At 60.1% G+C, this 24960-nt stretch carries 24 protein-coding genes; 17 read left to right on the forward strand and 7 right to left on the reverse strand.

Annotation, left to right across the window (positions count from 1 at the left end):
* Positions 1-43 precede the first annotated feature (43 nt).
* From HU715_RS19675 to HU715_RS19710, 8 genes are all read left to right on the forward strand, one after another.
* On the forward strand, positions 44-400 hold the full coding sequence (locus HU715_RS19675; protein WP_186707057.1) for a hypothetical protein: 357 nt from the start codon (positions 44-46) through the stop codon (positions 398-400).
* Positions 401-543: 143 nt separating this feature from the next.
* A complete protein-coding gene (locus HU715_RS19680; RefSeq protein WP_186707056.1) occupies positions 544-1158 on the forward strand; it encodes a GAD-like domain-containing protein in 615 nt (204 codons plus the stop codon).
* Between the two features lie 52 nt (positions 1159-1210).
* Positions 1211-2080, forward strand: coding sequence for a hypothetical protein (locus HU715_RS19685; RefSeq protein ID WP_186707055.1), 870 nt, complete (start codon positions 1211-1213; stop codon positions 2078-2080).
* A gap of 51 nt (positions 2081-2131) precedes the next feature.
* The gene (locus HU715_RS19690; protein ID WP_186707054.1) at positions 2132-2359 is read left to right on the forward strand and encodes a hypothetical protein; all 228 of its coding nucleotides are present in this window, start codon (positions 2132-2134) and stop codon (positions 2357-2359) included.
* 452 nt (positions 2360-2811) lie between these two features.
* Positions 2812-4419, forward strand: a complete 1608-nt coding sequence (locus tag HU715_RS19695) for a tetratricopeptide repeat-containing response regulator (RefSeq protein WP_186707053.1) — start codon at positions 2812-2814, stop codon at positions 4417-4419.
* Positions 4412-5104, forward strand: coding sequence for a sensor histidine kinase (locus tag HU715_RS19700; RefSeq protein WP_060741029.1), 693 nt, complete (start codon positions 4412-4414; stop codon positions 5102-5104). Before HU715_RS19695 ends, HU715_RS19700 begins: the two co-directional genes overlap by 8 nt.
* 340 nt (positions 5105-5444) lie before the next feature.
* Entirely contained in the window at positions 5445-6686 is a 1242-nt protein-coding gene (locus tag HU715_RS19705; protein WP_186707072.1) for a glutamine synthetase family protein, read from the forward strand.
* Between the two features lie 70 nt (positions 6687-6756).
* On the forward strand, positions 6757-8112 hold the full coding sequence (locus HU715_RS19710; RefSeq protein ID WP_186707052.1) for an MFS transporter: 1356 nt from the start codon (positions 6757-6759) through the stop codon (positions 8110-8112).
* A 60-nt stretch (positions 8113-8172) separates the two neighbouring features.
* On the opposite strand, the gene HU715_RS19715 is transcribed toward HU715_RS19710, so the two are convergent.
* The 4 genes from HU715_RS19715 to flgA all read right to left on the reverse strand — a co-directional run bounded on the left by HU715_RS19715 (position 8173) and on the right by flgA (position 10778).
* Positions 8173-8919, reverse strand: a complete 747-nt coding sequence (locus HU715_RS19715; RefSeq protein WP_186707051.1) for a flagellar regulator YcgR PilZN domain-containing protein — start codon at positions 8917-8919, stop codon at positions 8173-8175.
* A 92-nt stretch (positions 8920-9011) separates the two neighbouring features.
* Entirely contained in the window at positions 9012-9479 is a 468-nt protein-coding gene (locus HU715_RS19720) for a flagella synthesis protein FlgN (RefSeq protein WP_186707050.1), read from the reverse strand.
* A 47-nt stretch (positions 9480-9526) separates the two neighbouring features.
* Positions 9527-9841: a flagellar biosynthesis anti-sigma factor FlgM gene (gene flgM / locus HU715_RS19725; protein ID WP_186707049.1), complete on the reverse strand. Its 315-nt coding sequence runs from the start codon at positions 9839-9841 to the stop codon at positions 9527-9529.
* A gap of 172 nt (positions 9842-10013) precedes the next feature.
* Positions 10014-10778 carry a flagellar basal body P-ring formation chaperone FlgA gene (gene flgA / locus HU715_RS19730; protein WP_186707048.1) on the reverse strand — a complete coding sequence of 255 codons (765 nt, stop codon included), beginning with the start codon at positions 10776-10778 and terminating at the stop codon, positions 10014-10016.
* 78 nt (positions 10779-10856) lie between these two features.
* Between flgA and HU715_RS19735 the strand changes: the two genes are divergently transcribed.
* The 6 genes from HU715_RS19735 to flgE all read left to right on the forward strand — a co-directional run bounded on the left by HU715_RS19735 (position 10857) and on the right by flgE (position 15942).
* Complete coding sequence (locus HU715_RS19735; RefSeq protein WP_186707047.1) at positions 10857-11783, forward strand: chemotaxis protein CheV; 927 nt, start codon at positions 10857-10859, stop codon at positions 11781-11783.
* 58 nt (positions 11784-11841) lie between these two features.
* Positions 11842-12669 carry a protein-glutamate O-methyltransferase CheR gene (gene cheR, locus HU715_RS19740; RefSeq protein ID WP_186707046.1) on the forward strand — a complete coding sequence of 276 codons (828 nt, stop codon included), beginning with the start codon at positions 11842-11844 and terminating at the stop codon, positions 12667-12669.
* A gap of 353 nt (positions 12670-13022) precedes the next feature.
* Entirely contained in the window at positions 13023-13430 is a 408-nt protein-coding gene (gene flgB / locus HU715_RS19745; protein WP_186707045.1) for a flagellar basal body rod protein FlgB, read from the forward strand.
* A gap of 3 nt (positions 13431-13433) precedes the next feature.
* The gene (gene flgC, locus HU715_RS19750; protein ID WP_039591882.1) at positions 13434-13877 is read left to right on the forward strand and encodes a flagellar basal body rod protein FlgC; all 444 of its coding nucleotides are present in this window, start codon (positions 13434-13436) and stop codon (positions 13875-13877) included.
* 15 nt (positions 13878-13892) lie between these two features.
* Complete coding sequence (gene flgD, locus HU715_RS19755; RefSeq protein WP_186707044.1) at positions 13893-14615, forward strand: flagellar hook assembly protein FlgD; 723 nt, start codon at positions 13893-13895, stop codon at positions 14613-14615.
* A gap of 28 nt (positions 14616-14643) precedes the next feature.
* Positions 14644-15942, forward strand: coding sequence for a flagellar hook protein FlgE (gene flgE, locus HU715_RS19760; RefSeq protein ID WP_186707043.1), 1299 nt, complete (start codon positions 14644-14646; stop codon positions 15940-15942).
* 346 nt (positions 15943-16288) lie between these two features.
* Here the strand turns inward: flgE and HU715_RS19765 are convergent, their stop codons facing one another.
* Positions 16289-19180, reverse strand: a complete 2892-nt coding sequence (locus HU715_RS19765; RefSeq protein ID WP_053124363.1) for a ribonucleoside-diphosphate reductase subunit alpha — start codon at positions 19178-19180, stop codon at positions 16289-16291.
* Between the two features lie 861 nt (positions 19181-20041).
* Here HU715_RS19765 and HU715_RS19770 point away from each other — a divergent pair.
* A complete protein-coding gene (locus tag HU715_RS19770; protein WP_186707042.1) occupies positions 20042-20764 on the forward strand; it encodes a response regulator in 723 nt (240 codons plus the stop codon).
* Positions 20761-22371 (forward strand): ATP-binding protein, encoded by a 1611-nt coding sequence (locus HU715_RS19775; protein ID WP_186707041.1) that lies wholly within the window; start codon positions 20761-20763, stop codon positions 22369-22371. The genes HU715_RS19770 and HU715_RS19775 overlap by 4 nt, the downstream gene beginning before the upstream one ends.
* A 117-nt stretch (positions 22372-22488) precedes the next feature.
* On the opposite strand, the gene HU715_RS19780 is transcribed toward HU715_RS19775, so the two are convergent.
* On the reverse strand, positions 22489-23214 hold the full coding sequence (locus HU715_RS19780) for a 4'-phosphopantetheinyl transferase family protein (protein ID WP_202892781.1): 726 nt from the start codon (positions 23212-23214) through the stop codon (positions 22489-22491).
* Between the two features lie 199 nt (positions 23215-23413).
* The gene (locus tag HU715_RS19785; protein WP_186707039.1) at positions 23414-24205 is read right to left on the reverse strand and encodes a dienelactone hydrolase family protein; all 792 of its coding nucleotides are present in this window, start codon (positions 24203-24205) and stop codon (positions 23414-23416) included.
* Between the two features lie 145 nt (positions 24206-24350).
* Here HU715_RS19785 and HU715_RS19790 point away from each other — a divergent pair, with 145 nt between their 5' ends.
* Entirely contained in the window at positions 24351-24950 is a 600-nt protein-coding gene (locus HU715_RS19790) for a hypothetical protein (RefSeq protein WP_186707038.1), read from the forward strand.
* The last annotated feature ends 10 nt before the right edge of the window (positions 24951-24960 follow it).

Below are 24960 nucleotides of genomic sequence, written 5' to 3' on the forward strand. Positions count from 1 at the left end.
AAAATTTTTCAGGTGAGGTTGTTGTGCCTCGGAGTGCGTTGTAATGAAGTTGAAAGTTGAATTTCCCAAAAATTTAGTTACGGATGAGCTGCTCCGACAGGAACGGATTCCCTGTGTATGCAAGATAGCCAGCGAGTTTGAGGTTTTTTTTGCCGAGACTATTCCCGAATCGTCTGGAGTGGTGTTGGAGTGGGATCGGAAAGAATTGGAGTTAAGAGCTGTTGCAGGGGCGGGGGGGCAGTACACGCATCATGCGTCTGGTTTGATTACCCTGAAGGACGTTGGGGATGGGGTTTATGAAATAATTGATCTTGAGATGTTTTATAGGAGTTTTGGTTGGTGCGCTATCTTGAGGGATGGTGAATATGCACCACCAGGGGACTTCTGGGACGAAGAGTGATGGTTGCGCGGATTTATTGTAGCTTTCACCAAAAATGGCGGGAACTAGACGTGAAGTCTTTGTTGTCCGACTGGCGTGCCTTCTGTGAAGGCAGTGGATAGGTCAACAATATATTCGAGCTGCCAACGGGAGATCACACGGAGGTGAGATACGAAGATTTTGAGTGTTTCATTCGTGCAATGGGTGAAGCAACATCACGTCGGCAGGTGCTTGGCTCCCACCTCGCGAAATATCGTGGGGTACTGCCGGACGCGTTGCTCAACTATTGGCAGAAAGAAGGTTGGTGTGGGTATGCCAATGGACTTTTCTGGACGGTGGATCCGGACGATTACAAACACCTGCTCGATACGTGGTTAGCCGATACTGAATTTTCGCAAATAGATAATTACCACGTTATTGCCCGGAGTGCTTTTGGAACGCTGTATGCTTGGGGCGAGAAATACAATCAAAAAATTGTTGTTTCATGTCCGACGGGGTCTATCGTCGCGTTGATGAATAAACTGAATGTACCTAATAAAGATCCAGATCTAGCTATTCAGACATTTTTCGCTATGTCTGATAAGGAACGTTATGATCTGGAGGATGGTCAAGGTGATTTTTTATTTGATCGAGCGCTAGAGAAGTTGGGGGCACTTGACGAGAGTGAGGTCTACGGCTTTGAGCCGGCATTGTTTGTTGGAGGGACGGCTTCGCTGGATCAGTTGGTTAAGTGCAATTTGGGGGTTCACTTAACGAGCCTTCGACAGATGCGTTCCTGAGTGAGCACGGTAAGCGGAACGACGTTGTACTGGCGTAAAGGAGTATATCGAAATGGATGAAATCAACGTCCGGCTTCACCAACACCGGCGCTGGCTGTCACAGTCGGAAGGCCTGACGGCTCAAGAGCTTGATTTTATCGATGAGGATCTGGCCAGCGACTCATTAAGCGGATTGGACAATGTGGCTGACTCGTTGGGGATGCTGGCGACTTATTACGGCATTCGGGGCGAAGTCGCGATCAGTGACGGAGAGGCTTCTGGCTGGGAGCAGGTCTCGCGCTCGATGATGTACCGTTATTGGGCGCTGATGCTCAAGGCCAAGGCTTTCTCCAAAACGATTTTTCTTCAGGGCATCCAAACCGTCCCCAACCTGACTAACCAGTTGAGCATTGCGGGGTGCTTGCTGGCCGGGTTGATCGCGGTGGATCGTCGTGATCTGGCTGCATCCGTGGCCGATGTGCTTGCCGGAATGTTGTCCGTCAAAGGCGCCGTCGATTCGAGCTATCTTGAACGGCGTCGATTTGAACCTTTCATGCTCTGGCTTTATTCAGTCTATTCGCAAGGTGCTGCGCTTCCGAAGATCAAGTCGATGGATCTGGGGATTTATCAAAACGTGATAGACGAATGGACAAATGAGCGAGGGCTAGCTGATGCGTTGGAAGCGCTTTGTCGGTATCACTTGTCCAACGCTGAAGACAACGGTGGGGCCTGGGATCCTGAGTTCAAGCATGCGCCTTTCGATCTGTTGCCTTTAGAGATCCACGCGATTCTCCAGGTCCGACAGCAACTGGGTTTGACTGCTCCAGCGGTGTCGAGTCCGTTGATGTCCGCAGAGACGGCTGCGCTAGAAAACCTGGTCACCGTTCCTGATCAGCTTGCTGTCCGAGTGGAAACGGCCTACGAGCGTTTCTTCGGGCTTTAGACGCAGGCGCGACCCTTTTTTCAGTTAAGCAATGACATGCGGTGGGCTGAAATGAAGTATTACTTATTGCGGGAAGACGTGCGGTTTCCTGAGCGCTGGTATCTGGGCGATATAAAACACTGCAATAACTGGCTCTTTATCGATCCCCCTTCCGAGTACATGGAGCCGTGTACCTACGCCCTTGAGGTACGTGAGGAAGGTGTGAGTCTGGATTTTTCCTTGGCTGGATATGCCTCTGTGCCGATCCTGAGCGAAAAAGCCAGGACTGCATTGCATTGATCGTTAGCGAGGAAGTGAAGCTTCGGCTGGAGCGAGCGGAGCTCTCTGGAATGTTATTCAAGGGCGTGAATGGCGAGGGAGAGGTTATCTGCTGATCGTGGCGAGGGCGCTTGCTCCCGCTCGGGTGCGCAGCAGCCGCCAAACAAACAGGTCCGCTGCGCGGTCCAGCGGGAGCAAGCTCCCTCGCCACGGGTGTTCGACCAGTCCTCCGTACTTGGTTTCTCCCCATGTTCCTCTTAACGGAACGCCATCGCCTGCCGATAACCTGATGAGCCCGGTTGTCTCCTGCGTTTCGGCTCGCAATGCGCGTCACGACACAGCCAGGCCAAGCGGGTGCTGAAATCCCTTGAACGTTGCTGGCTGGTGACTATCATCTGCGCGCCTCGGGGTTGTGACACGGCGTTTCGTTGTTATGCCATTGGGTTATTTTTTTACTTGCCTGGACATCCTCGATGCTGGCGTACCACCAAAAAAGCTTTTTGATCGTCGATGATTTCTCGGATTTCCGCAGTTCGATCCGCTCCATGCTGCGTGAGCTGGGCGTCAAGGACGTGGACACCGCCGACACCGGTGAAGTGGCGCTGCGCATGTGCTCGCAGAAGCGCTATGACTTCATCCTGCAGGACTATCACCTGGGCGATGGGCGCAAGAATGGCCAGCAGGTGCTGGAAGACCTGATGGTCGAGAAGTTGATCAGCCATGAAAGTGTTTTCCTCATGGTGACCGCCGAGACCAGTCAGGCGATGGTGCTCAGTGCCTTGGAGCACGAGCCGGACGCGTATCTGACCAAACCGTTCAACCGCTCCGGCCTGGCCCAGCGGCTGGAGCGGCTCGAGCAGCGCAAGACCCTGCTCAAGCCGATCCTGCAAGCCCTCGACCGTGGCAAGCCGATGGAAGTGCTCAATGCCTGCATCGCCCTGTGCAAGCAGGACCCGCGCTACGGGCCGTTGTGCCTGCGTTATCGGGCCGATGCGTTGCGCGACCTGAATCAGAACGAGGCCCTGGAGCGGCTGTACAACTCGATCATCGCGGATCGCCCGTTGCCGTGGGCCTACGCGGGGTTGGGCAAGTTGATGTTCAAGCGCGGCCAGGTGACGCAGGCCAAGGCCGTTTATGAAAAAGCCCTGAAAGTCTTTCCGATGATGCCGGCGTTGTACGACGGCATGGCCGAAGTGTTGATGGCCGAAGGCGACACCAAGCAGGCGCAGCACGTGTTGGAAGAGGCGGTGCGCCTGTCGCCGCTGGCGGTGCGCCGTCAGTCGTTGCTGGGCAAGCTGGCGATGACCAACGAAGACTTCGACACGGCTTCCCGGGCCTATCGCCAAGCGGTGGGGCAGGGCGCGCAGTCGCGCTTCAAGGACCCGGAAAGCAACCTCGGCCTGGCCCATGCGCTGATCAGCAAGGGCAGCGAAAAAGGCCTCGACACCCGGACGCGGCTGGAGATCAACACGACCCTCAGCGCCGTGGCGAAGGAGAATCTCAACGACCCGGGGTTGCAGGTCCGGGCGCGGTTGATGAAGGCCACCAGCTTGTTGCTCAACGATGCCGAAACCGCCGAAAAGCTCACCGAACAGGCCTTGCAGCGCCTCGATGGCATGGAGCAGTTCATGAGCGCCGAGGCCGCGTTGCTGGTGGCCAAGCAGTTGCAAATGCTCGGCCAGACCAGCGCCGGCGAGTCGATGCTCAAGAACTGCGCGGAGATCTACGGCGATGACCCGACGGTGATGCAAGGCATCGCCAAGCTCACCGATGACCCGAACATCCTCAACCAGGGCAATGCCGCCGCCGAGTTGAACCGCGAAGGCGTGCGGGTCTACAAGACTGGCGCATTGCCGGAGGCGCGAGAGCTGTTCCGCCGCGCCCTGAAGATGCAACCGAAGAACATCAGTATTGCCCTGAACATGGCGCAATCGCTGCTGCATGGCACCGACACCACTGTGGAGTCGGAACTGCTGCAGGAGTGCCGCGCCTGCCTGAAACTGGTGGGCATGATGCCCGATACCGATGCGCGTTTTGCGCGCTATCAAAAACTGCGAAGCAAGGCATTTGGCGATGAATGACAGCGAACAGGCACTCGATTTTTCCACGGTGATCGCGTCGACCGTGCATGACATGAAAAACTCCCTGACCTTGCTCATGCAGGCGCATGGGCAATGGCTCGAGCGCTTGCCCGAATCCGAGCGACAGACCTCGGAGCAGGGCGTCATCGAGTTCGAGTTCGCCCATCTCAACGGTCTCATGGTGCAGTTGCTGGGGTTGTACAAGCTCGGCGTCAACCAGTTGCCGTTGCACCCGGCCTACCATGAGCTGGATGACTTCATCGAGGCGCAACTGGCCGGCCATCAGGATGTGTTCCGCAGCCGTGGGATCATGGCCACCTACGACGTCGATCCGCTCAGCCCGCTGGGCTTTTTCGACCGCGAGTTGGTGGCGTCGGTGCTCGACAACTGCATCAACAACGCCATTCGCCATGCGCGCCAGGCGCTGTTGATCAGTGTGAGCGACGAAGCCGGGCAACTGGTGCTGACCATCAACGACGACGGCGAGGGTTACCCGCCAGAGATGATCGAGCGTCAGGCCGAGTATGTGCAGGGCATCAACCACAGCAGCGGCAGCACCGGGCTGGGCCTGTATTTCGCCGCGCGGATCGCCGGGTTGCACCAGCGTGGCGGCGTGAGCGGGCGGACCGAGATTGCCAATGGCGGTGTGTTGGGCGGTGGGGTGTTCCGGCTTTACTTGCCCTGAGCGTGCCCTAAAAAAACACCACAAATCCCCTGTGGGAGCGGGCTTGCTCGCGAAAGCGGTACATCAGTCATACTTATGCTGACTGACACACCGCTTGCGCGAGCAAGCCCGCTCCCACACTGGACCTCACATTCCCCGCACTCGTGTTTATTGTTTGTGGGCGCTTGATATTCCGAACAGCCGGAGCCTATTTTGTACGGGTTGCCGTTCGCGGCTCGCACATAACAAGGATTGCGTCATGACAACCGATGGCCAGCGTTCACTCGCGCAGCGACTGACGGGCATTGATGAGATTGAATGTGTCACGCCGGATTTGAACGGCGTGCCGCGGGGCAAGGTGATGACCGCCGAGGGTTTCCTCGAAGGGCGGCGGTTGCAGTTGGCGCGGGGCGTGCTGCTGCAATGCATCATGGGCGGTTATCCGCCGGCGCGTTTCTACGGCAGCGACGACGGCGACCTGGCGCTGGTGGCCGATCCGAAACAGATCCACCGCTTGCCCTGGAGCCAACAGCCCCGTGCCCTGGCGATCTGTGACGCCGACGAACTGACCGGTGAAAGCTCCCGGCTGTCGACACGCGGCCAGCTCAAGGCAGTTGTCGCGCGTTATGCCGCCCTTGGCCTGGCGCCAGTGGTCGCGACCGAGCTGGAATTTTTCGTCTTCGCCCCCAACCCGGACCCGACCCAGCCGTTCCAGCCGCCGCTGGGCCTGGATGGACGTCGCGAAGACGGCCAATCGGCGTTCAGCATCAGTTCCAACAATGGCCTGCGCCCGTTCTTCAGCGAAGTCTATGCCTGCATGGCGGCGCTGGGCTTGCCTCGCGACACCTTCATGCACGAAATGGGCGTGAGCCAGTTCGAGATCAATCTGCTGCACGGCGACCCTTTGTTGCTGGCGGACCAGACCTTCCTGTTCAAGCACCTGCTCAAGGAAGTGGCGCTCAAGCACGGCCTGACCGTGGTCTGCATGGCCAAGCCCCTGGCCCACACGCCGGGCAGCTCGATGCATATCCACCAGAGCGTCGTCGAGGTGGACAGCGGCCGCAACGTGTTCAGTGACGACGCGGGCGACCCGACGGCCACGTTCCGGCATTTCATCGGCGGGCAACAGGCGTGCCTGGCGGACTTCACCGCGTTGTTCGCGCCGAACGTGAATTCCTACCAACGCCTGTGCCATCCGTTCGCTTCGCCGAACAATGCCTGTTGGTCCCATGACAACCGTTCGGCCGGGTTGCGGATTCCCGCCAGTTCGCCGGTGGCCCGACGGGTCGAGAACCGCTTGCCCGGGGCCGATGCCAACCCCTACCTGGCGATTGCCGCCAGCCTGGCCGCCGGGCTGTATGGGATCGAACATCGCCTGGAGCCGAGCGCGGCGATCCAGGGCGAATTTGAAGTGCCTGATAATCTATCACTGCCATGTACCTTGCATGCCGCCCTGGAGCGTCTGAAGCGTAGTCATCTGGCGAAGGAACTGTTCGGCACGGAGTTCATCGAAGGCTACATCGCCTCCAAGACCTTGGAACTGACCAGTTTCTTTGACGAAATCACGCCCTGGGAGCGGCGTGTCCTCGCGGCCCAGGCCTAACGAACCGTCGCATTCGGGCTATCTTCAACGGATAGCCCTTACTTACCTCAAGGAGCCGCTCGGAACGCCGATGCGCCAAATCTGGAAACCTTTTCGAGCGCTTTATTTCGCCTCGCTGATGATGTTGATCGGCTCGGGCCTCTTGAGTACTTACCTGGCCTTGCGCCTGGCCGCCGACCATGTGGATAGCCTCTGGGTCGGTGCGCTGATGGCCGCCAACTATTTCGGGCTGGTGCTGGGCGGCAAGATCGGTCACCGGCTGATCGCCCGTGTCGGACACATCCGCGCCTACTCGGCCTGTGCCGGGATCGTCGGGGCGGCCGTGCTGGGCCATGGCCTGGTGAACTGGCTGCCGGCCTGGATCGTGCTGCGGATGATCGTTGGCCTCGGCATGATGTGCCAGTACATGGTCATCGAGAGCTGGCTCAACGAACAGGCCGACGCCAAGCAGCGCGGTGTGGTGTTCAGCGGCTACATGATTGCCTCGTACCTGGGGTTGGTACTGGGGCAGTTGATTCTGGTCATGCACCCGGCCCTGGGCCTGGAACTGCTGATGCTGGTGGCGCTGTGTTTCGCCCTGTGCCTGGTGCCGGTGGCGCTGACCCGGCGGATTCACCCGGCACCGCTGCATCCGGCACCGATGGAGCCGCGTTTCTTTATAAAACGCGTGCCACAGTCTTTGACCACGGTGTTGGGCTCGGGGCTGATCGTGGGTTCCTTCTACGGTCTGGCGCCGCTCTACGCCTCCCAGCAGGGCCTGAGCACCGAACAGGTCGGCCTGTTCATGGGTAGCTGCATCTTTGCCGGCCTGCTGGTGCAGTGGCCGCTGGGCTGGCTATCGGATCGTTATGACCGGGCACTGTTGATCCGCTGCTTCGCTCTGGCCCTGGCGGTATGTGCATTGCCCCTGGCCATCTTGTCGAAGGTGCCGCTGGAAATATTGTTCGTCGCGGGGTTCTGCTGTTCGTTGGTGCAGTTTTGCCTGTACCCGCTGGCGGTGGCGTTTTCCAACGACCACGTCGAGGGCGATCGCCGGGTGTCGCTCACGGCGATGCTGTTAGTGACCTACGGCGTGGGCGCCAGTATCGGCCCATTGGTGGCCGGCGTGCTGATGAAGCTGTACGGCAGCCAGATGCTGTATGGCTTCTTCGCTTTGTTTGCGTTGGTGCTCGTGTGGCGGATTCGGCCGAAAGCGGTCACTAATCTGCATCAGGTCGATGATGCGCCGCTGCACCATGTGGCCATGCCGGACAACATGACCAGCTCGCCCTTGGTGGCGTGCCTTGATCCGCGGGTCGACGAGCAGGTCGTTCAGGAGCAGATGCAGACATCGCCCAATCCGGACGGGGAGCCTGAGCCGGCCGCCGAAGCCGCTGCGGAAACCGAAGAGCCCGAGGGCCCCAGTTTTACCCAGGCCAGGCCTTGAAGCAGGCATAAAAAAACGGGCAGTCACCGCAAGGGACTGCCCGTTTTTTATGCTTGAGGATCAGAGGTCGTCTTTGTCGAAGCGGCGGGCTTCGCGCTGGAGCTGGTAGACGAACCGCTCGACTTGCCGTTGCACCAGGCCGCTGATGTTGTGGAAGCGTACGCCGGCGAAGGTGGTGTTGAATCGTTCTTCGAAGTGCAGGTAGCGCAGCTCGACGGGGGCGGTCATGTTGCCAAACGGCAGGGCTGCGACGAAGCGCTCGTACACTTGGCCCAATTGCAGTCGCTCGGTGATATCGCCGTCGAAACGCAACTTGCAACCGGTGGCGGAAATGTCCAGCAGCTTGCCTTCTACGGGGGACTTCATCTTGTCGCCGCCCAGTTCGACGCTCACCAGTTGTGCCAGCTTCAAGGCGGCGCGGAAGGCGTTGCGACGTTGGTGGTAGACCACCTCGTCGGGCAGGGCGCCGCGGTAGCAGCGACCGTCGCTGGATTCATCGATGGTCAGCGGGCCCTTGCCATCCCACGCGATGCGCACGCCGTCATGGAAGCCCTCGACGCGAAACGGCTCGCCGGCCAGTAGGAAACGCTCGCCGTCCCGGGGAATCATTTCATCCAGGGCGATGGAATTGGTCTCGCGATCGACATTGACCAGATAACTCTGAAAGCGCTGGGTGCGTTCATGGAACGTAATGATCAGCGGGTCGTGGCTATCTTGCAGCATCCGCAGGTTGCCGGAGATTTCCAGGGGCGTGGTAAGGACCTTGGGTGGCTGCGGAGCATCATCCGCGTTTGAGGCATTGAACACGGTGGGTCAATCTCCAGGCAAAATACGACTACGAATGGCTAGCATTTTGCCAGCATGTTTCGCGCGTTGATAGAGCGAAGGCATAGTTCGTTTCATGCCTGGCTGAGCGGACGGTGCTTGACCATTCTGGCCGTCGAACCGCTGGCGTCATACAGTGTCGGGATCTCGCCACCGTTGAGAATGCGCAATTGGTTGGCGGTGGCGGCCTGCTGCATCTGGATCGACTGGCCGTTGCGGGCGTTGGTGGCCTGGCATTGTGCGAGCAGGTCGTTGAGCACCTTGCTCTGGGACAGCAACTGATCGCCGACGGTCGACTGACCGGCCAATTGCTCGAGGCCGTCATGATTGGCGGGCAGGTTGAGGCTGGCGAGGATCTCGCTGCGCTTGCGGCCATGCTGGTCGAGCAAGATGATCAGTGCCTGTTTCTGCGCCAGGATGTTTTCCAGCAAAGGCATGTCACGACCGTGCAGGGCCACGGATTCGGCCTGCAATAACTCCAGCAATTGTTGCGCTGGTACGAAATCGTCGATGATCAGTTGCAATAATTGAGTGTCGTGCATGGCTGGCCTTGGGTCTTAGCGTCCAAAAGCCTGGCGCAGGCGGCGGCCTAGCGCTGGGCTTCGAAGTTGAGCAGTTTGCTGGCTACGCGGTTGCTGTCGACTTTGTAGCTGCCATCGGCGATGGCTGCTTTCAACTCGGCCACGCGGGCGTTGTTGACGACAGGTTGATCGCGCAGCTTGTCAGTGAGCTTCTGCAACTGCTGAGCCTCATTGCTGAGGTGTACCGACTCCCCGTTGCTGACTTCGGCTGGCGTGGACAGCGGCGCGGATTTGTCGGTTTCGACGGTTTCCTTGGTGGCGCTGGTACGCGTAGTGCCTGTCAGCGGTGAAGAGCTGTTTAAACGATTGAAATCGATGACCATGGTAAAAAACCTCTGGGTATTTGGACGCTTGCCATGTTTTCGGCCATTCCCAAAAAAACTTTAGGCTCATTTATTCAATGAACGTGCGCACGTCTGCGCTTGCCTTTGCATAAGGCACAGTCTAGGGAACACCGGGATCAAGCGCCAGCTTTCTACCTCCTTTACCAGGTCATTACATCGCCACTTCCACTTGGCCTGGGGCCATCACCTGCGCCTTGATGACGCGCTGGGAGTTAAGGTTTTTTACTCGTATCTGCTCACGCATGCCGCCATTGGACAGGGCCTCGCCGGGCATCCGCACGGCCAGGGAACCGCTGCGGGCGGTGATGACCACCTGGTCGCCCTTGCGGACCACCTCGGCCTGTTCCAGATGCACCAGGGTTACGACCTGGTCGGCGACCATTGGTCGGACAAGTTTCTGCCCGACGGCCTGATCGACCGAGGTCAGGAAACCCTGGGTGATCTGGCTGATGTCGCGCTCGCGCAACATGACGTCCTGTGGCTCGACGATCCCGGCCCGCTTGAGCGGACGGGTGGTGGTGACAATTTCCCGGAACAGGCGCACTTGAGCGGGCACGAACACCGTCCAGGGCGCGGCGCTGTCGCAACGGACCTTCACCGTGACGCGACCCAGGGGCCGGGCCGGGCTCTCCAGGGAAGCAGTCAATTCCTTGTCACACATGGGCATGCGCAGGCGCGGGTCGAGCTGGTTGACTTCGATTTCGTAACGACCTTCGGTTTGACTGGTTGCCAGATAGTCTTCTACGGTGAATTCAAGAAAGCCCTGAGTGACGCCGATAAGGAGATCAGGCAAGGTAACCGGAACCGCCGCAAGGGCAGGACCACCCGAGGTGAACAGGCAGGCAGCCAACAGTGCACCGAGCCAGTGGCGGCAGTGAGTGGTCAGGCGTCGAGAAAATGTCGTTTGTGCGTTCATGCCGGTTCAATAGCAAGCCCCGTGCCGTTTAGTGATGAATGCGCGTCGGACACATTAGCGTTAGGTAGGAGTCAGGGCATGGCGGGAGTAATGGATTCGGTAAACCAGCGCACTCAGCTGGTCGGTCAGAATCGCCTGGAGCTGTTGTTGTTCCGTCTCGACGGCCAACAAATGTATGGGATCAACGTATTCAAGGTCCGCGAGGTGCTGCAATGCCCCAAGCTGACCCTGATGCCCAAGTCCAGCCCCGTCGTGTGCGGTGTGGCCAATATCCGGGGTGCGACCATCCCGATTCTCGACCTGGCGATGGCGACCGGTTCCGGTCGGCTGCTGGACCAGAGCAATCCGTTTGTGATCATCACCGAGTACAACACCAAGACCCAGGGTTTCCTGGTGCGCTCGGTGGAACGCATCGTCAACATGAACTGGGAAGAGATCCATCCGCCGCCCAAGGGCACCGGTCGCGATCACTACCTGACGGCGGTGACGCGGGTCGATAACCAGTTGGTGGAAATCATCGACGTGGAGAAAATCCTCGCCGAAGTGGCACCCACGCCGGAAGCGATCTCCGCGGGCGTGGTGGACGCCGAGACCCAGCACAAGGCGATTTCGCTGCGGGTGCTGACCGTCGACGATTCTTCGGTGGCCCGCAAGCAGGTCACTCGTTGCCTGCAAACGGTCGGCGTCGATGTGGTGGCGTTGAACGACGGGCGACAGGCGCTGGATTACCTGCGCAAGCTGGTCGACGAGGGCAAGAAGCCCGAGGAAGAGTTTCTGATGATGATCTCCGACATCGAGATGCCGGAGATGGACGGGTACACCCTGACCTCGGAAATCCGCAGCGACCCGCGTATGCAAAAGCTGCACATCATCTTGCATACTTCGTTGTCCGGTGTTTTCAACCAGGCGATGGTCAAGAAGGTCGGTGCCGACGATTTCCTGGCGAAATTCCGCCCCGATGACCTGGCGTCCCGGGTCGTCGATCGGATCAAGGCAGCAGAATAAAGTAGAGGTCGGGTGCGTTGTGCGCCCGGCAAGTCAACACGATGAAAGAGGCGGTATCTTGTCTACGGGTAATTTGGATTTCGAACAGTTCCGGGTCTTCCTGGAAAAAGCCTGTGGCATCCTGCTTGGTGAAAACAAGCAGTACCTGGTGTCGAGCCGTCTCAATAAATTGATGGAGCAACAGGGCCTCAAGTCATTGGGCGAGCTGGTGCAGCGTATCCAGACCCAACCGCGCAGCGGCTTGCGCGAGATGGTGGTGGACGCGATGACCACCAACGAAACCCTGTGGTTTCGTGACACCTATCCATTCGAGGTGCTGAAGAACAAAGTGCTGCCGGCGGCCATCAAGGCCAGCCCGGGCCAGCGCCTGCGGATCTGGTCGGCGGCCTGTTCGTCGGGCCAGGAACCCTATTCGTTGTCGATGTCGATCGATGAGTTCGAGCGGACCAACTTGGGCCAGCTGAAAGGTGGCGTGCAGATCGTTGCCACCGACCTGTCCGGCACCATGCTCAATAACTGCAAGACCGGCGAGTACGACAGCCTGGCCATCGGCCGTGGCCTGTCGCCGGACCGCCTGCAACGCTACTTCGACCCGAAAGGGCCGGGCAAGTGGGTGGTCAAGGCGCCGATCAAGAGCCGGGTCGAGTTCCGTTCGTTCAACCTGCTGGACAGCTACGCCAGCCTGGGCAAGTTCGACATCGTGTTCTGCCGCAACGTGTTGATCTACTTTTCCGCCGAAGTGAAGAAAGACATCCTGCTGCGTATCCATGGCACGCTCAAGCCGGGTGGCTACCTGTTCCTCGGCGCCTCCGAGGCGTTGAACGGTTTGCCGGATCATTACCAGATGGTCCAGTGCAGCCCGGGGATCATCTACCAGGCGAAGTGATTGGCTTTGTAAAAGAACGGGAGCCCCATGGGTTCCCGTTTTTTTTGCCTGCCGGTTTTCTCTAATCCACCACAGTCCCCTGTGGGAGCGGGCTTGCTCGCGAAAGCGGTGTGTCAGTCAAGATAACAGTCACTGACACACCGCTTTCGCGAGCAAGCCCGCTCCCACAATTTGAATATCACTGCCCTTGGAAAGCGGCAGAAAAGCGGCAGCCAGCGGAAGCCGATTGCCGCTTTTCTGGCATTGCCGCTTTGCCGATCCCCGCAAAGCCCCGGTTTACGGGGTTTCTGAAAGTGGCACGACGCTTGCTAAAGCCATCGTACGTACATTCTGGTCACCCAAAGGTTTCCGACATGAGCATCAGCTTCGATAAAGCGCTCGGTATCCACGAACAGGCCCTGAGCTTCCGCGCCCAGCGTGCCGAAGTCCTGGCCAACAACATCGCCAACGCCGATACCCCGAACTACAAGGCCCGCGACCTGGACTTCTCCAAGGTGCTCGCCGAGCAGAACGAGAAGACCAAGAACGGCCACTTCGCCTTGAACATGACCAACAACCGTCATATCGAAGCCGAAGGCGTGGGCAGCGGCGACGAATCGCTGATGTATCGCACGCCGATGCAGCCGTCGATCGACCAGAACACCGTGGACGCTCAACTGGAACAGTCCAACTACGCGGAAAACTCCGTGAACTTCCAGGCCAGCTTCACCCTGCTCAACAGTAAATTCAAAGGGCTGGTATCGGCCCTGCGTGGAGAGTAAGCCATGTCGATCGCGAGCGTTTTCAACATCGCCGGCAGTGCCATGAGTGCCCAGACCACTCGCCTGAACACCGTCGCCAGTAACATCGCCAACGCCGAGACCGTTTCGTCGAGCATCGACCAGACCTACCGCGCCCGCCACCCGGTGTTCGCCACCATGTTCCAGGGCGGCCAGTCCGGCGGCAGCGACTCGCTGTTCCAGGACCAGGACGCGGCGGGGCAGGGCGTGCAAGTGCTTGGCGTGGTCGAAGACCAGAGCAACCTCGAAGCACGTTATGAGCCAAACCATCCGGCCGCGGACGCCAAGGGTTATGTCTACTACCCGAACGTCAACGTCGTCGAAGAAATGGCCGACATGATTTCCGCCAGTCGTTCGTTCCAGACCAACGTCGAAATGATGAACACCGCCAAAACCATGATGCAGAAGGTCCTGACCCTCGGTCAGTGATAAGGGGCGATTCATATGAGCGTCACCAGTACAACAGGCGGTTTGAGCCTCAACGAGATTCTGGCCAACTCCTCGGTCAAGACCAACACCACGACCGATGGCCTGGGCGCGGCGACCAATGCGGCGAGCGGCAACCAGGAATTGGGCAAGGATGCGTTCCTGCAACTGCTCGTTACCCAATTGAAAAACCAGAACCCGCTGGAGCCACAGGACAACGGTGAATTCGTTGCCCAACTGGCGCAATTCAGCAGCCTGGAAGGCATCACCACGCTCAACGACACCGTCAGCGGCATCGCTGGCAATTACAACTCGTCCCAGGCGTTGCAGGCTTCGTCCCTGGTCGGTCGCTCGGTGATCGCGCCCGGTGACAAGGCCGTGGTCGACACCTCCAAGAGCCTCAACGGCACGGTGGTGGTACCGGCGGCAGTGTCTTCCCTCTCGGTCAAGATCATGGACAAGGATGGCAAGACCGTCCGCACTATCGACCTGGGCAGCCAGAAGGCCGGCAACTCCGCCTTCATCTGGGATGGCAAGAACGACGCGGGCACGACGGTCGAGTCGGGCACGTACACCTTCGCGGCCTCGACCACCATCGATGGCAAGGCCACGTCGTTGATCACCAACCTGCCGGCCACGGTCAGCAGCGTGACGATCAGCCAGACGGGCGGTGAGCTGATGCTCAACCTGGCCGGGCTGGGCAGCATTGCCCTGTCCAAAGTACAAACTATTGGTATGTAGAGCCGACTAACCGGCAAAAGGAGTCAACATGTCTTTCAACATCGGCCTTAGCGGTCTCTATGCAGCCAACAAACAGCTGGACGTGACCGGCAACAACATCGCCAACGTGGCGACCACCGGTTTCAAATCGTCCCGCGCGGAATTCGAAGACGTCTACTCGGCCACCAAGCTGGGTTCGGGCAGCAAGACCGTCGGCAACGGCGTGCGCCTGGCCAACGTTTCCCAGCAGTTCGGCCAGGGTGACGTGAACAACACCGGCAACGTGCTGGACATGGGCATCCAGGGCCAGGGCTTCTTTGTCCTGAGCAACGACGGCTCCCTGAGCTACACCCGTGCCGGTACGTTCAAGACCGACAAGGAAGGTTTCATCACCAACAGTGATGGCACCTCGCGCCTGCAGGGCTATGGCGTGGATGCCAACGGCAAGATCCAGAACGGCATCCTGACCGACCTGCGCATCGACACCTCGAACCTGCCGCCGACCGCTACCAGCCTGGTCTCCTCGACCATCAACCTGAACTCGACAGCGACGCCGATCACTGCTGCGTTCAATCCGGCCGACACCGCTACGTTCACCAAGCAGTTCACCACCCCGATCTACGACACCCAGGGTAACCAGCACTCGATGGACCAGTACATGGTCAAGACGGCTGGCAACACTTGGAATGTCTACACCTTGATCGATGGCCGTAACCTCAACGGCACCGCACCGACCACGACTGGTGCGACCGCGCCTGTTCCTTCGACCATGAACTTCGATTCAAGCGGCAGATTGACCACGGTCACCACTCCGCCAGCGACCGTCAACAGCGATCTGGTATTGACCGGCTGGGTTCCGGGCACCGTGACCAACGGGACATGGACCGCCAACGGCGCTTCCAGCGCACCGACCATTACGATTTCCATGGGCAACACCACCCAGTTCAACGCCGACACCGCCCGCTCGATCCCAACCCAGAACGGCTACGCCACTGGCCAGATCACTAACCTGACCATCGACGGCAGCGGTGTATTGCTGGCTAACTTCAGCAACAACCAGACCAAGCCGATCGGCCAGCTCGCCCTCGCCAGTTTCACCAACGAGCAAGGTTTGCAACCGGTAGGCGGCACCAGCTGGAAAGAAACCTTCGCCTCGGGCATCCCGGGCTACGATGCGCCACAGACCGGCACCCTGGGTTCGATCGTCTCCAACTCCCTGGAAGAGTCCAACGTCAACCTGACCAACGAACTGGTCGAGCTGATCAAGGCCCAGAGCAACTACCAGGCGAACGCCAAGACCATCTCCACCCAGAGCACCATCATGCAGACCATCATTCAGATGGCTTGATGTCGATGGCTGTTTGAAGGCTGCACAAGGAGCCCCTCGAAAGAGGGGCTTTTTTATGGGTGGCTATTTTTGTGGTGCCTGTGCTGGCCTCATCGCGAGCAAACAACTTCCGACTGTGGGAGCGGGCTTGCTCGCGAAGGCGTCGGCACAATCAGCATTGACGGTACCTGACCCACCGCTTTCGCGAGCAAGCCCGCTCCCACAGGGTTATGTGTACGCAGTTCTACATCCTGCTCGCGATGGGGCCAGGCGCCGAATTTTCTTCAGGCAAAAGAAAACCCCCGATAAACCAGCGGTCTATCGGGGGCTTCTTCAGCGGGCGCTTTTACACGCCCACCCGCTCAGCTTATTGGCAAGCTTCGCAATCCGGCTCGTCGATCGCGCAGGCCTTTGGCACTGGCGCAGGTCCGGCTGGAGCAGCCAGGACCGAATCGTCACCGTGGTTGCCGCCGCTGGAAACCGCGTTCAGCTTACCGGTGTTGATGGTCGACTTCTCGGTGCTGGTAGCGGCCAGGGCACGGAGGTAGTAGGTGGTTTTCAGGCCACGGTACCAGGCCATGCGGTAGGTCACGTCCAGCTTCTTGCCCGAGGCGCCGGCGATGTACAGGTTCAGCGACTGAGCCTGGTCGATCCACTTCTGGCGACGGCTGGCGGCGTCGACGATCCACTTGGTGTCCACTTCGAACGCGGTCGCGTAGAGCGCTTTGAGCTCTTGCGGGATGCGCTCGATCTGTTGCACCGAACCGTCGTAGTACTTCAGGTCGTTGATCATGACCGAGTCCCACAGGCCGCGAGCCTTGAGGTCGCGAACCAGGTACGGGTTGATCACGGTGAATTCGCCTGACAGGTTCGATTTCACATACAGGTTCTGGTAGGTCGGTTCGATCGACTGCGACACGCCGGTGATGTTGGCGATGGTGGCGGTCGGTGCGATGGCCATGATGTTGGAGTTACGGATGCCTTTCTGCACGCGGGCACGAACCGGTGCCCAGTCCAGGGATTCGTTCAGGTCAACGTCGATGTACTTCTGGCCGCGCTGGGCGATCAGGATCTGTTGCGAGTCCAGCGGCAGGATGCCCTGGGACCACAGCGAACCCTGGAACGTCTCGTAGGCGCCACGCTCGTCGGCCAGGTCGCAGGAAGCCTGGATCGCGTAGTAGCTGACCGCTTCCATGGACTTGTCGGCGAACTCGACCGCAGCGTCCGAACCATACGGGATGTGCTGCAGGTACAGCGCGTCCTGGAAGCCCATGATGCCCAGGCCCACCGGACGGTGCTTGAAGTTGGAGTTCTTCGCTTGCGGCACCGAGTAGTAGTTGATGTCGATCACGTTGTCGAGCATGCGCACGGCGGTGTTCACGGTGCGTTGCAGCTTGGCGGTGTCCAGCTTGCCGTCGACGATGTGGTTCGGCAGGTTGATCGAGCCCAGGTTGCAGACCGCGATCTCGTCCTTGTTGGTGTTCAGGGTGATCTCGGTGCACAGGTTCGAGCTGTGGACCACGCCCACGTGCTGCTGCGGGCTGCGCAGGTTGCACGGGTCCTTGAAGGTCAGCCATGGGTGGCCGGTCTCGAACAGCATCGACAGCATCTTGCGCCACAGGTCTTTGGCCTGGACGACTTTGAACAGCTTGATCTTGTTGTACTCGGTCAGGGCTTCGTAGTACTCGTAGCGCTCTTCGAAAGCCTTGCCGGTCAGGTCGTGCAGGTCCGGCACTTCGGATGGCGAGAACAGGGTCCACTTGCCGTCATCGAAGACGCGCTTCATGAACAGGTCGGGGATCCAGTTGGCGGTGTTCATGTCGTGGGTACGACGACGGTCATCACCGGTGTTCTTGCGCAGCTCGATGAACTCTTCGATGTCCATGTGCCAGGTTTCCAGGTAGGCACAGACCGCGCCCTTGCGCTTGCCGCCCTGGTTGACCGCGACGGCGGTGTCGTTGACCACTTTGAGGAACGGCACGACGCCCTGGGATTTGCCGTTGGTGCCCTTGATGTACGAGCCCAATGCGCGAACCGGGGTCCAGTCGTTGCCCAGGCCACCGGCGAATTTCGACAGCATGGCGTTGTCGTGGATCGCGCCGTAGATGCCCGACAGGTCATCCGGAACGGTGGTCAGGTAGCAGCTCGACAGCTGCGGACGCAGGGTGCCGGCGTTGAACAGGGTCGGGGTCGAGGCCATGTAGTCGAAGGACGACAACAGGTTGTAGAACTCGATCGCACGGTCTTCACGCTGCTTCTCTTCGATGGCCAGGCCCATGGCCACGCGCATGAAGAAGATCTGCGGCAGTTCGAAACGCACGCCATCCTTGTGGATGAAGTAACGGTCGTACAGGGTTTGCAGGCCCAGGTAGGTGAACTGCTGGTCGCGCTCGTGGTTGATCGCCTTGCCGAGTTTTTCCAGGTCGAATTCGGCCAGGACCGGGTTCAGCAATTCGAATTCGATACCCTTGGCGACGTAGGCTGGCAGGGCCTTGGCATACAGGTCGACCATTTCGTGGTGGGTCGCGCTCTCGGCGACTTCCAGGAAGCTCAGGCCTTCGGCACGCAGGGTGTCCATCAGCAGGCGGGCGGTCACGAAGGAGTAGTTCGGCTCGCGTTCCACCAGGGTCCGCGCGGTCATCACCAACGCGGTGTTGACGTCCTTGAGGGCGACGCCGTCATAGAGGTTCTTCAGGGTTTCGCGCTGGATCAGGTCGCCATCGACTTCTTCCAGGCCTTCGCAGGCCTCGGTGACGATGGTGTTCAGGCGGCCCATGTCCAGCGGCGCCAGGCTGCCGTCGGCGCGTGCGATGCGGATCGAAGGGTGGGCCTGGACCGGGGCGTCGGCAGGGGAGCGGGTAGCACGCTCCTTGGCGCGGGAGTCACGGTAGATCACGTAGTCGCGAGCCACTTTCTGCTCGCCGGCACGCATCAGGGCCAGTTCGACCTGGTCCTGGATTTCTTCGATGTGGATGGTGCCGCCCGACGGCATGCGACGCTTGAAGGTCGCGGTGACCTGTTCGGTCAGGCGGGCCACGGTGTCGTGGATTCGCGACGAAGCGGCAGCGGTGCCGCCCTCAACTGCGAGGAACGCTTTGGTGATGGCGACGGTGATCTTGTCATCGGTGTAAGGAACGACAGTGCCGTTACGCTTGATCACGCGCAGTTGGCCCGGCGCGGTGGCGGACAGATCCGGGCTCGAATCGGCGGCCAGCGGCGCGGTGCCCTGCGGGTTCTCGCGAGTTGTGTCGGTGTGCATGGGTGTCTCCACGTTCTCTATGTTTGTTTGGGCACCATCACGGTGCCCACCGTTCCGTCCTGAAGCACTACAACCGACTGGCGCCGGGCATAACAACTTCGGGACAGTAGGAAGCAGGCGTTTAATGCCGCTTCCATCCGAAGTTCTCAGGTTGCGAGCGAGGCTCGAAACCGGGTTGCCGGGGTGGCAGCAATTGACTGCAACACCCGTACCGTTTCGGTCGTTTCGGACCTTGAAACAGTTGCCATCCGCAGGGGCGGTCTGGGCTTGGGGAAATGCGATGTTCCAGTTGGACAGAAGCAAGAAAAGCGCTTGAATTCTCTGCCCGACTTGTGTTTGGTTTTTGGCCTGAAACCCTACATGTAGGGTTTTTTACGCGGCGGGCTACAAGATAATGCGTTTTTGGGGGGTATGCAACGTACTACCTGTGGATAAGCCTGTGCGTAATTTGTGTGCGAAACGTGGAACAGCTCTGTAGGCCGCGACCTAGCTGGAGTGGACCTTTTTTCATTGGTTTCGATGATCCGAAAACAGCTTGAAGGTTTTTGCGGGCGCGGACGTTACCACAGAAAACCCACCCGATCGAAACGCATTTGTCTGCTTGTTTTCTGCGCAGGCGACGTTTATACAATCGGCCCATGCATGGGTGTGTTTATCCTCCTTTAACATGACAAAAAGATGGGGGGAGGTGTTTCCGAATAGTTGAAGCGGGCACTTTGTGGCGAGGGAGCTTGCTCCCGCTCGAGTGCGCAGCGCTCGCAAGTTTTTGGGGCTGCTTCGCACCCCAGCGGGAGCAAGCTCCCTCGCCACAGAGGTTTGTGCTGATCCTTCCTTTTATATTCGCAGCAAGACGAGGCCCCAGTGGAACAAGAAGCCTGGCAGGTATTGATCGTCGAGGATGACCAGCGTCTGGCCGAGCTGACCCGGGAATACCTCGAAAGCAACGGGTTGCGTGTCGCCATCGAAGGCGACGGTGCGGTGGCGGCGGCGCGGATCATTGCCGAGCAGCCGGACCTGGTGGTCCTCGACCTGATGCTGCCCGGCGAAGACGGCCTGAGCATTTGCCGTAAAGTGCGCCAGCAGTATGACGGGCCGATCCTGATGCTCACCGCTCGCACCGACGACACCGATCAGATCCAGGGCCTGGACCTGGGCGCCGATGACTACGTCTGCAAACCGGTTCGCCCGCGTCTGCTCTTGGCGCGCATCCAGGCCCTGCTGCGGCGCAGCGAGCCGGAGCCGAGTACGGCGCAGAAGCCGCGGCGCCTGCAATTCGGCCCGCTGGTGGTCGACGATGCCCTGCGCGAAGCCTGGTTGCAGGGCAACGGTATCGAGCTGACCAGCGCCGAATTCGACCTGCTGTGGCTGCTGGTGTCCAATGCCGGGCGCATCCTGTCCCGGGAAGAAATCTTCACCGCCCTGCGCGGCATTGGTTATGACGGCCAGGACCGTTCCATCGACGTGCGCATCTCGCGCATCCGCCCCAAGATCGGCGACGACCCGGACCATCCACGGTTGATCAAGACCATCCGCAGCAAAGGCTACCTGTTCGTTCCTGAAGCTTGCGTAGACCTGGCGCCGTGAATTCGATCTTCCTGCGTATTTACGGCGGCATGTGCGCGGCGCTGGTGTTGGTGGCGATCCTCGGTGTGCTGGCCCTGCACCTGCTCAACCAGACCCGCGGCGAGCAATACCGCGAGCGCCTGGCCCACGGCACGTTTTCGTTGATGGCCGACAACCTGCGGCCGATGAACGACACCGAGCGCCGCCGGGCGCTGGCGGTGTGGGAGCGCCTGCTGGGCATTCCCCTGGCGTTGCAGACCTTCACCCAGACCGACCTCGACCTCGGCCAGCGCACCCGCGTACTGCGCGGCCAGGCGCTGGTCGAGCAGACCGGGCCGCACGCGGCAAAAGTCTACCGGCTGGTCAATGATGCCGAGCAATTGATGTTGGTCGGGGAAGTCCAGCAGATCAGCGAGCAACTGGCCCGCGCGACCATTTACCTGTTGGCCGACGAACTGGTGCGTTACCCGGTGGCCGAGCAACCCAAGCGGTTGGCGCAACTGGAGCAGGAAAAAGGCTTTGGTTTCGACCTGCGACTCATGACCGCCGAGCAGGCTGACATGGACGAAGACCAGCGCCGTCGCGTGTCCGAGGGCGATACGGTGATGGCCCTGGGCAAGGGCGGTGACTCCATCCGGGTCTTCGCTGGCATGGTCGGTACGCCGTGGGTGCTGGAGATCGGCCCGCTGTACCAGATGAACCCTTATCCGCCGCAATGGCTGGTGTTGATCGCGGCGCTGGGCTTGAGTCTGATCGGCTTGATCGTCTATCTGTTGGTGCGTCAGTTGGAGCGACGGTTGCGTGGCCTGGAATCGGCCGCCACCCAGATCGCCCAGGGCAGCCTGGAAACCCGGGTGCCCGCCCGAGGCGCCGACTCGGTCGGGCGACTGGCTGCGGCGTTCAACGGCATGGCCGAACACCTGCAGCAACTGTTGGCGATCCAGCGCGAGCTGGTGCGGGCGGTGTCCCACGAATTGCGCACCCCGGTGGCGCGCCTGCGCTTCGGCCTGGAAATGCTCGGCAGCGCCACCACGCCCCAGGCCCGGGACAAATACCTGGCGGGCATGGACCACGACATCGAAGACCTGGATCGGCTGGTGGACGAAATGCTCACCTACGCGCGGCTGGAACAAGGCTCACCGGCGTTGAATTTCCAGCGGGTGGATCTGGATGCGCTGGTCAATCAGGTGATCGATGAACTGGGACCGTTGCGGGCCGGAGTCATCGTCGAGCGCGGCCTCTGCCTGTCGGCCGCTGATTGCGACGGCGCCTGGGTCGAGGCCGAGCCACGCTTCCTGCATCGCGCGTTGCAGAATCTGGTGGGCAATGCCATGCGCCACGCCCATTCCAAGGTCACGGTCAGTTATCAGGTGGGCCAGTTGCGCTGCCGGGTGGATGTGGAAGACGACGGGCCCGGCGTGCCGGAAGCGGCATGGGAGCGGATTTTCAAGCCGTTCCTGCGCCTGGACGACAGCCGTGCCCGTGCGTCGGGCGGTCATGGGCTGGGGTTGTCGATCGTGCGGCGGATCATCCACTGGCACGATGGCCGGGCATTGATCGGCAAGAGCAAGAGCCTGGGTGGGGCGTGCTTCAGCTTGAGTTGGCCGAGGCATCAGGACAGGTCCTGAGAGATGCAGTGATCGATAGTCCCCCTTCGCGAGCAAGCCCGCTCCCACATTTTGGAATGCATTCCATCTGTGGGAGCGGGCTTGCTCGCGAAGGCGGCATTCCAGGCACAACAAGTCTCAGGCCCTGATCCCCACCAGGCTCAACAACTGCCCATCCTTCACCCCAAACTGCGCCTGCAGCTCACTGCCATGGCGCCACTCGGCCGACAGGTCCGTCAGCAGACGCAATCGCACCTGTCCATCGGGGCTCCAATCCAAAACCTCGGCATGCTCGAAATAAAAACGCTGCCTGACGATGGGGTACAGCGCCTTGAACAGACTTTCCTTCACTGAAAAGGTCAGGGTCACCAGCAAGGCCTGGTCATCGCGGGCGAGCCGGGTCATGCGTTGCAGCTCTGGCGAGGTGAGGATTTCACCGGCCAGGCGTTCGGCGCGTTCGGGGTCGAGCAGGTTCTCCACGTCCATGCCCAAGCCTTGCCAGTGTTCTTTTTTCGCGACGATGGCCGCTGCCCGGCCCGTGCTGTGGGTGATCGAGCCGCTGATATGCGCCGGCCACACCGGGGCGCGGTCTTCGCCAATGGCCGGTACGCAGATCTGGCCATCGAGTCGCTGCAACGCCGCCCGAGCGCAGATCCGCCCGGCCAGGAACTCTGCCTGACGCTTGGCCACCGAACGCTGGATGCTCGCCGGTGGCTCGATGACGCTGTTGGTGAAGTCGGCGCCCACCAGCAACAACGGGTCGAAGCGGGTGCTCAGCAGCACCGTATCGGGCAGGGCGTCGGGCAATAGCCAGTGCTCATCCAGGGGCGAGCAACAGGCGGGGAGGGTGGGGAGTGTCTTCATGCCGGGCATTTTGCCGGGTTGGTGGGAGGCTGGGTAGTGGCGTGGCGTTTATGTGAGGCATGGCTGGCTTTTGTGGCGAGGGAGCTTGCTCCCGCTGGGCTGCGAAGCGGCCCCAAAAGATCTGTGAGCGCTACGCACTCAAGCGGGAGCAAGCTCCCTCGCCACAAAAACATCATTTTTTCAGCTGAAAGAAGTGTGCTCAGCCAAAGATTTTCTTGAAGAACTTCTGCATATCCGCCCACGACTTCTCGTCGGCTTCCTTGTTGTAGGCGATGTCCGGTCCGCCATGCTCGCCGTGGCTCAAGCGGTCGGCATCGGGGTTGCTGAAACCGTGCTTGGCGCCTTCGAGGTTGACGAATTTATAGTCGACACCGGCCTTGTCCATCTCACTCTTGAACGCGGTCACGTTGTCCTGGGTGACCATGCTGTCCAAGGCGCCATGTTCCACCAGCACCTTGGCCTTGACGCTGCCTGGCGTGGCCGGGGTATTGGTCACCAGCGCACCGTGGAAGCTCACCACGCCGGCCAGCGGCACACCCTGGCGCGCCGCGTCGAGCACGACTTTGCCGCCGAAGCAGTAGCCAATGGCAGCGAGTTTGTCCGGATCGGTCTGGGGCTGTTTTTTCAGCAGGTCGAGACCGGCCTGGAAGCGGGCGCTGGCCGCCTTGCCGTCCTTGAGCGCCGCCTGCATGAAGGCCATGGCGTCCTTGGGGTGCTCGGTGTTCTTGCCGCCGCCGTACATGTCGATGGCCAGGGCGCTGTAGCCCAGGCCCGCGAGATCACGGGCACGGCGCTTGGCGTAATCGTTCAGCCCCCACCATTCATGCACCACCACCACGCCTGGGCGCGGGCCTTTGACGGCGTCGTCATAAGCGTAATAACCGATCAGCTGGGTGCCGTCGGCACTGGTGTAGGGGATCTCCTGGGTCTGGATGGCGGCGTGGCTCACACCGCTCATGGCCAGAAGTACAACAGCTAGCAGCCTGCGCATGACGGATCTCCTTATAAAAAGTGGTCCGCACAGATTAGCCGATTCATTCAGCGCCGGTTCAGAGAACGTTCAACGGGTGTTCAGGGACCGCTGGTTAAGGTGACGGCGACTTCACAACACATCCACGCTGCAAAGGAACTTGATCATGACTGCTATGAAAAAACTGCTGCTGGCCTTCACCGTGCTGGGCGCCAGCGCCATGGCCCACGCCGATGACAATTTCGCCAGCCTGACCCTGGGCCAGACCAGCGACAAGGTGAAGAAGTCCGACGCCTTGAACAGCGCCCTGAACAACCCGAACGCCGACGGCATCATCGGCAAGGACACCACCTATGGTCTGCGACTGGGCAAGCAGAACGACCAGGGCCGCTACTACGCCACCTACGACAACGTCTCGGGCACCCACAACGGCATCAAGTTGCGCCAGGAAAACCTGTTGGGCAGCTACGATGTGTTCTATCCGGTCACCGGCAGCACCAAACTGTTCGGTGGCGGCACGGCGGGCCTGACCAAGCTGACCCAGGATTCGCCTGGCTTCAGTCGCGACAGCGACATCGGCTACGCGGTGGGCTTGCAGGGCGGCGTGCTGCAACAAATTTCGCAAAACACCTCGATTGAACTGGGTTACCGTTACCTGCGCAGCAACGCCAGCACCGAGATGAGCCCGCACGGTGGCGCCAAGGTTGGCTCGCTGGACCTGACCAGCAGCGCCCAGACCTACCTGTCCGCCAACTACACGTTCTAAGCAGGCGAGG

It is taken from the genome of Pseudomonas zanjanensis (genome assembly GCF_014268745.2).
GTDB lineage: Bacteria > Pseudomonadota > Gammaproteobacteria > Pseudomonadales > Pseudomonadaceae > Aquipseudomonas > Aquipseudomonas zanjanensis.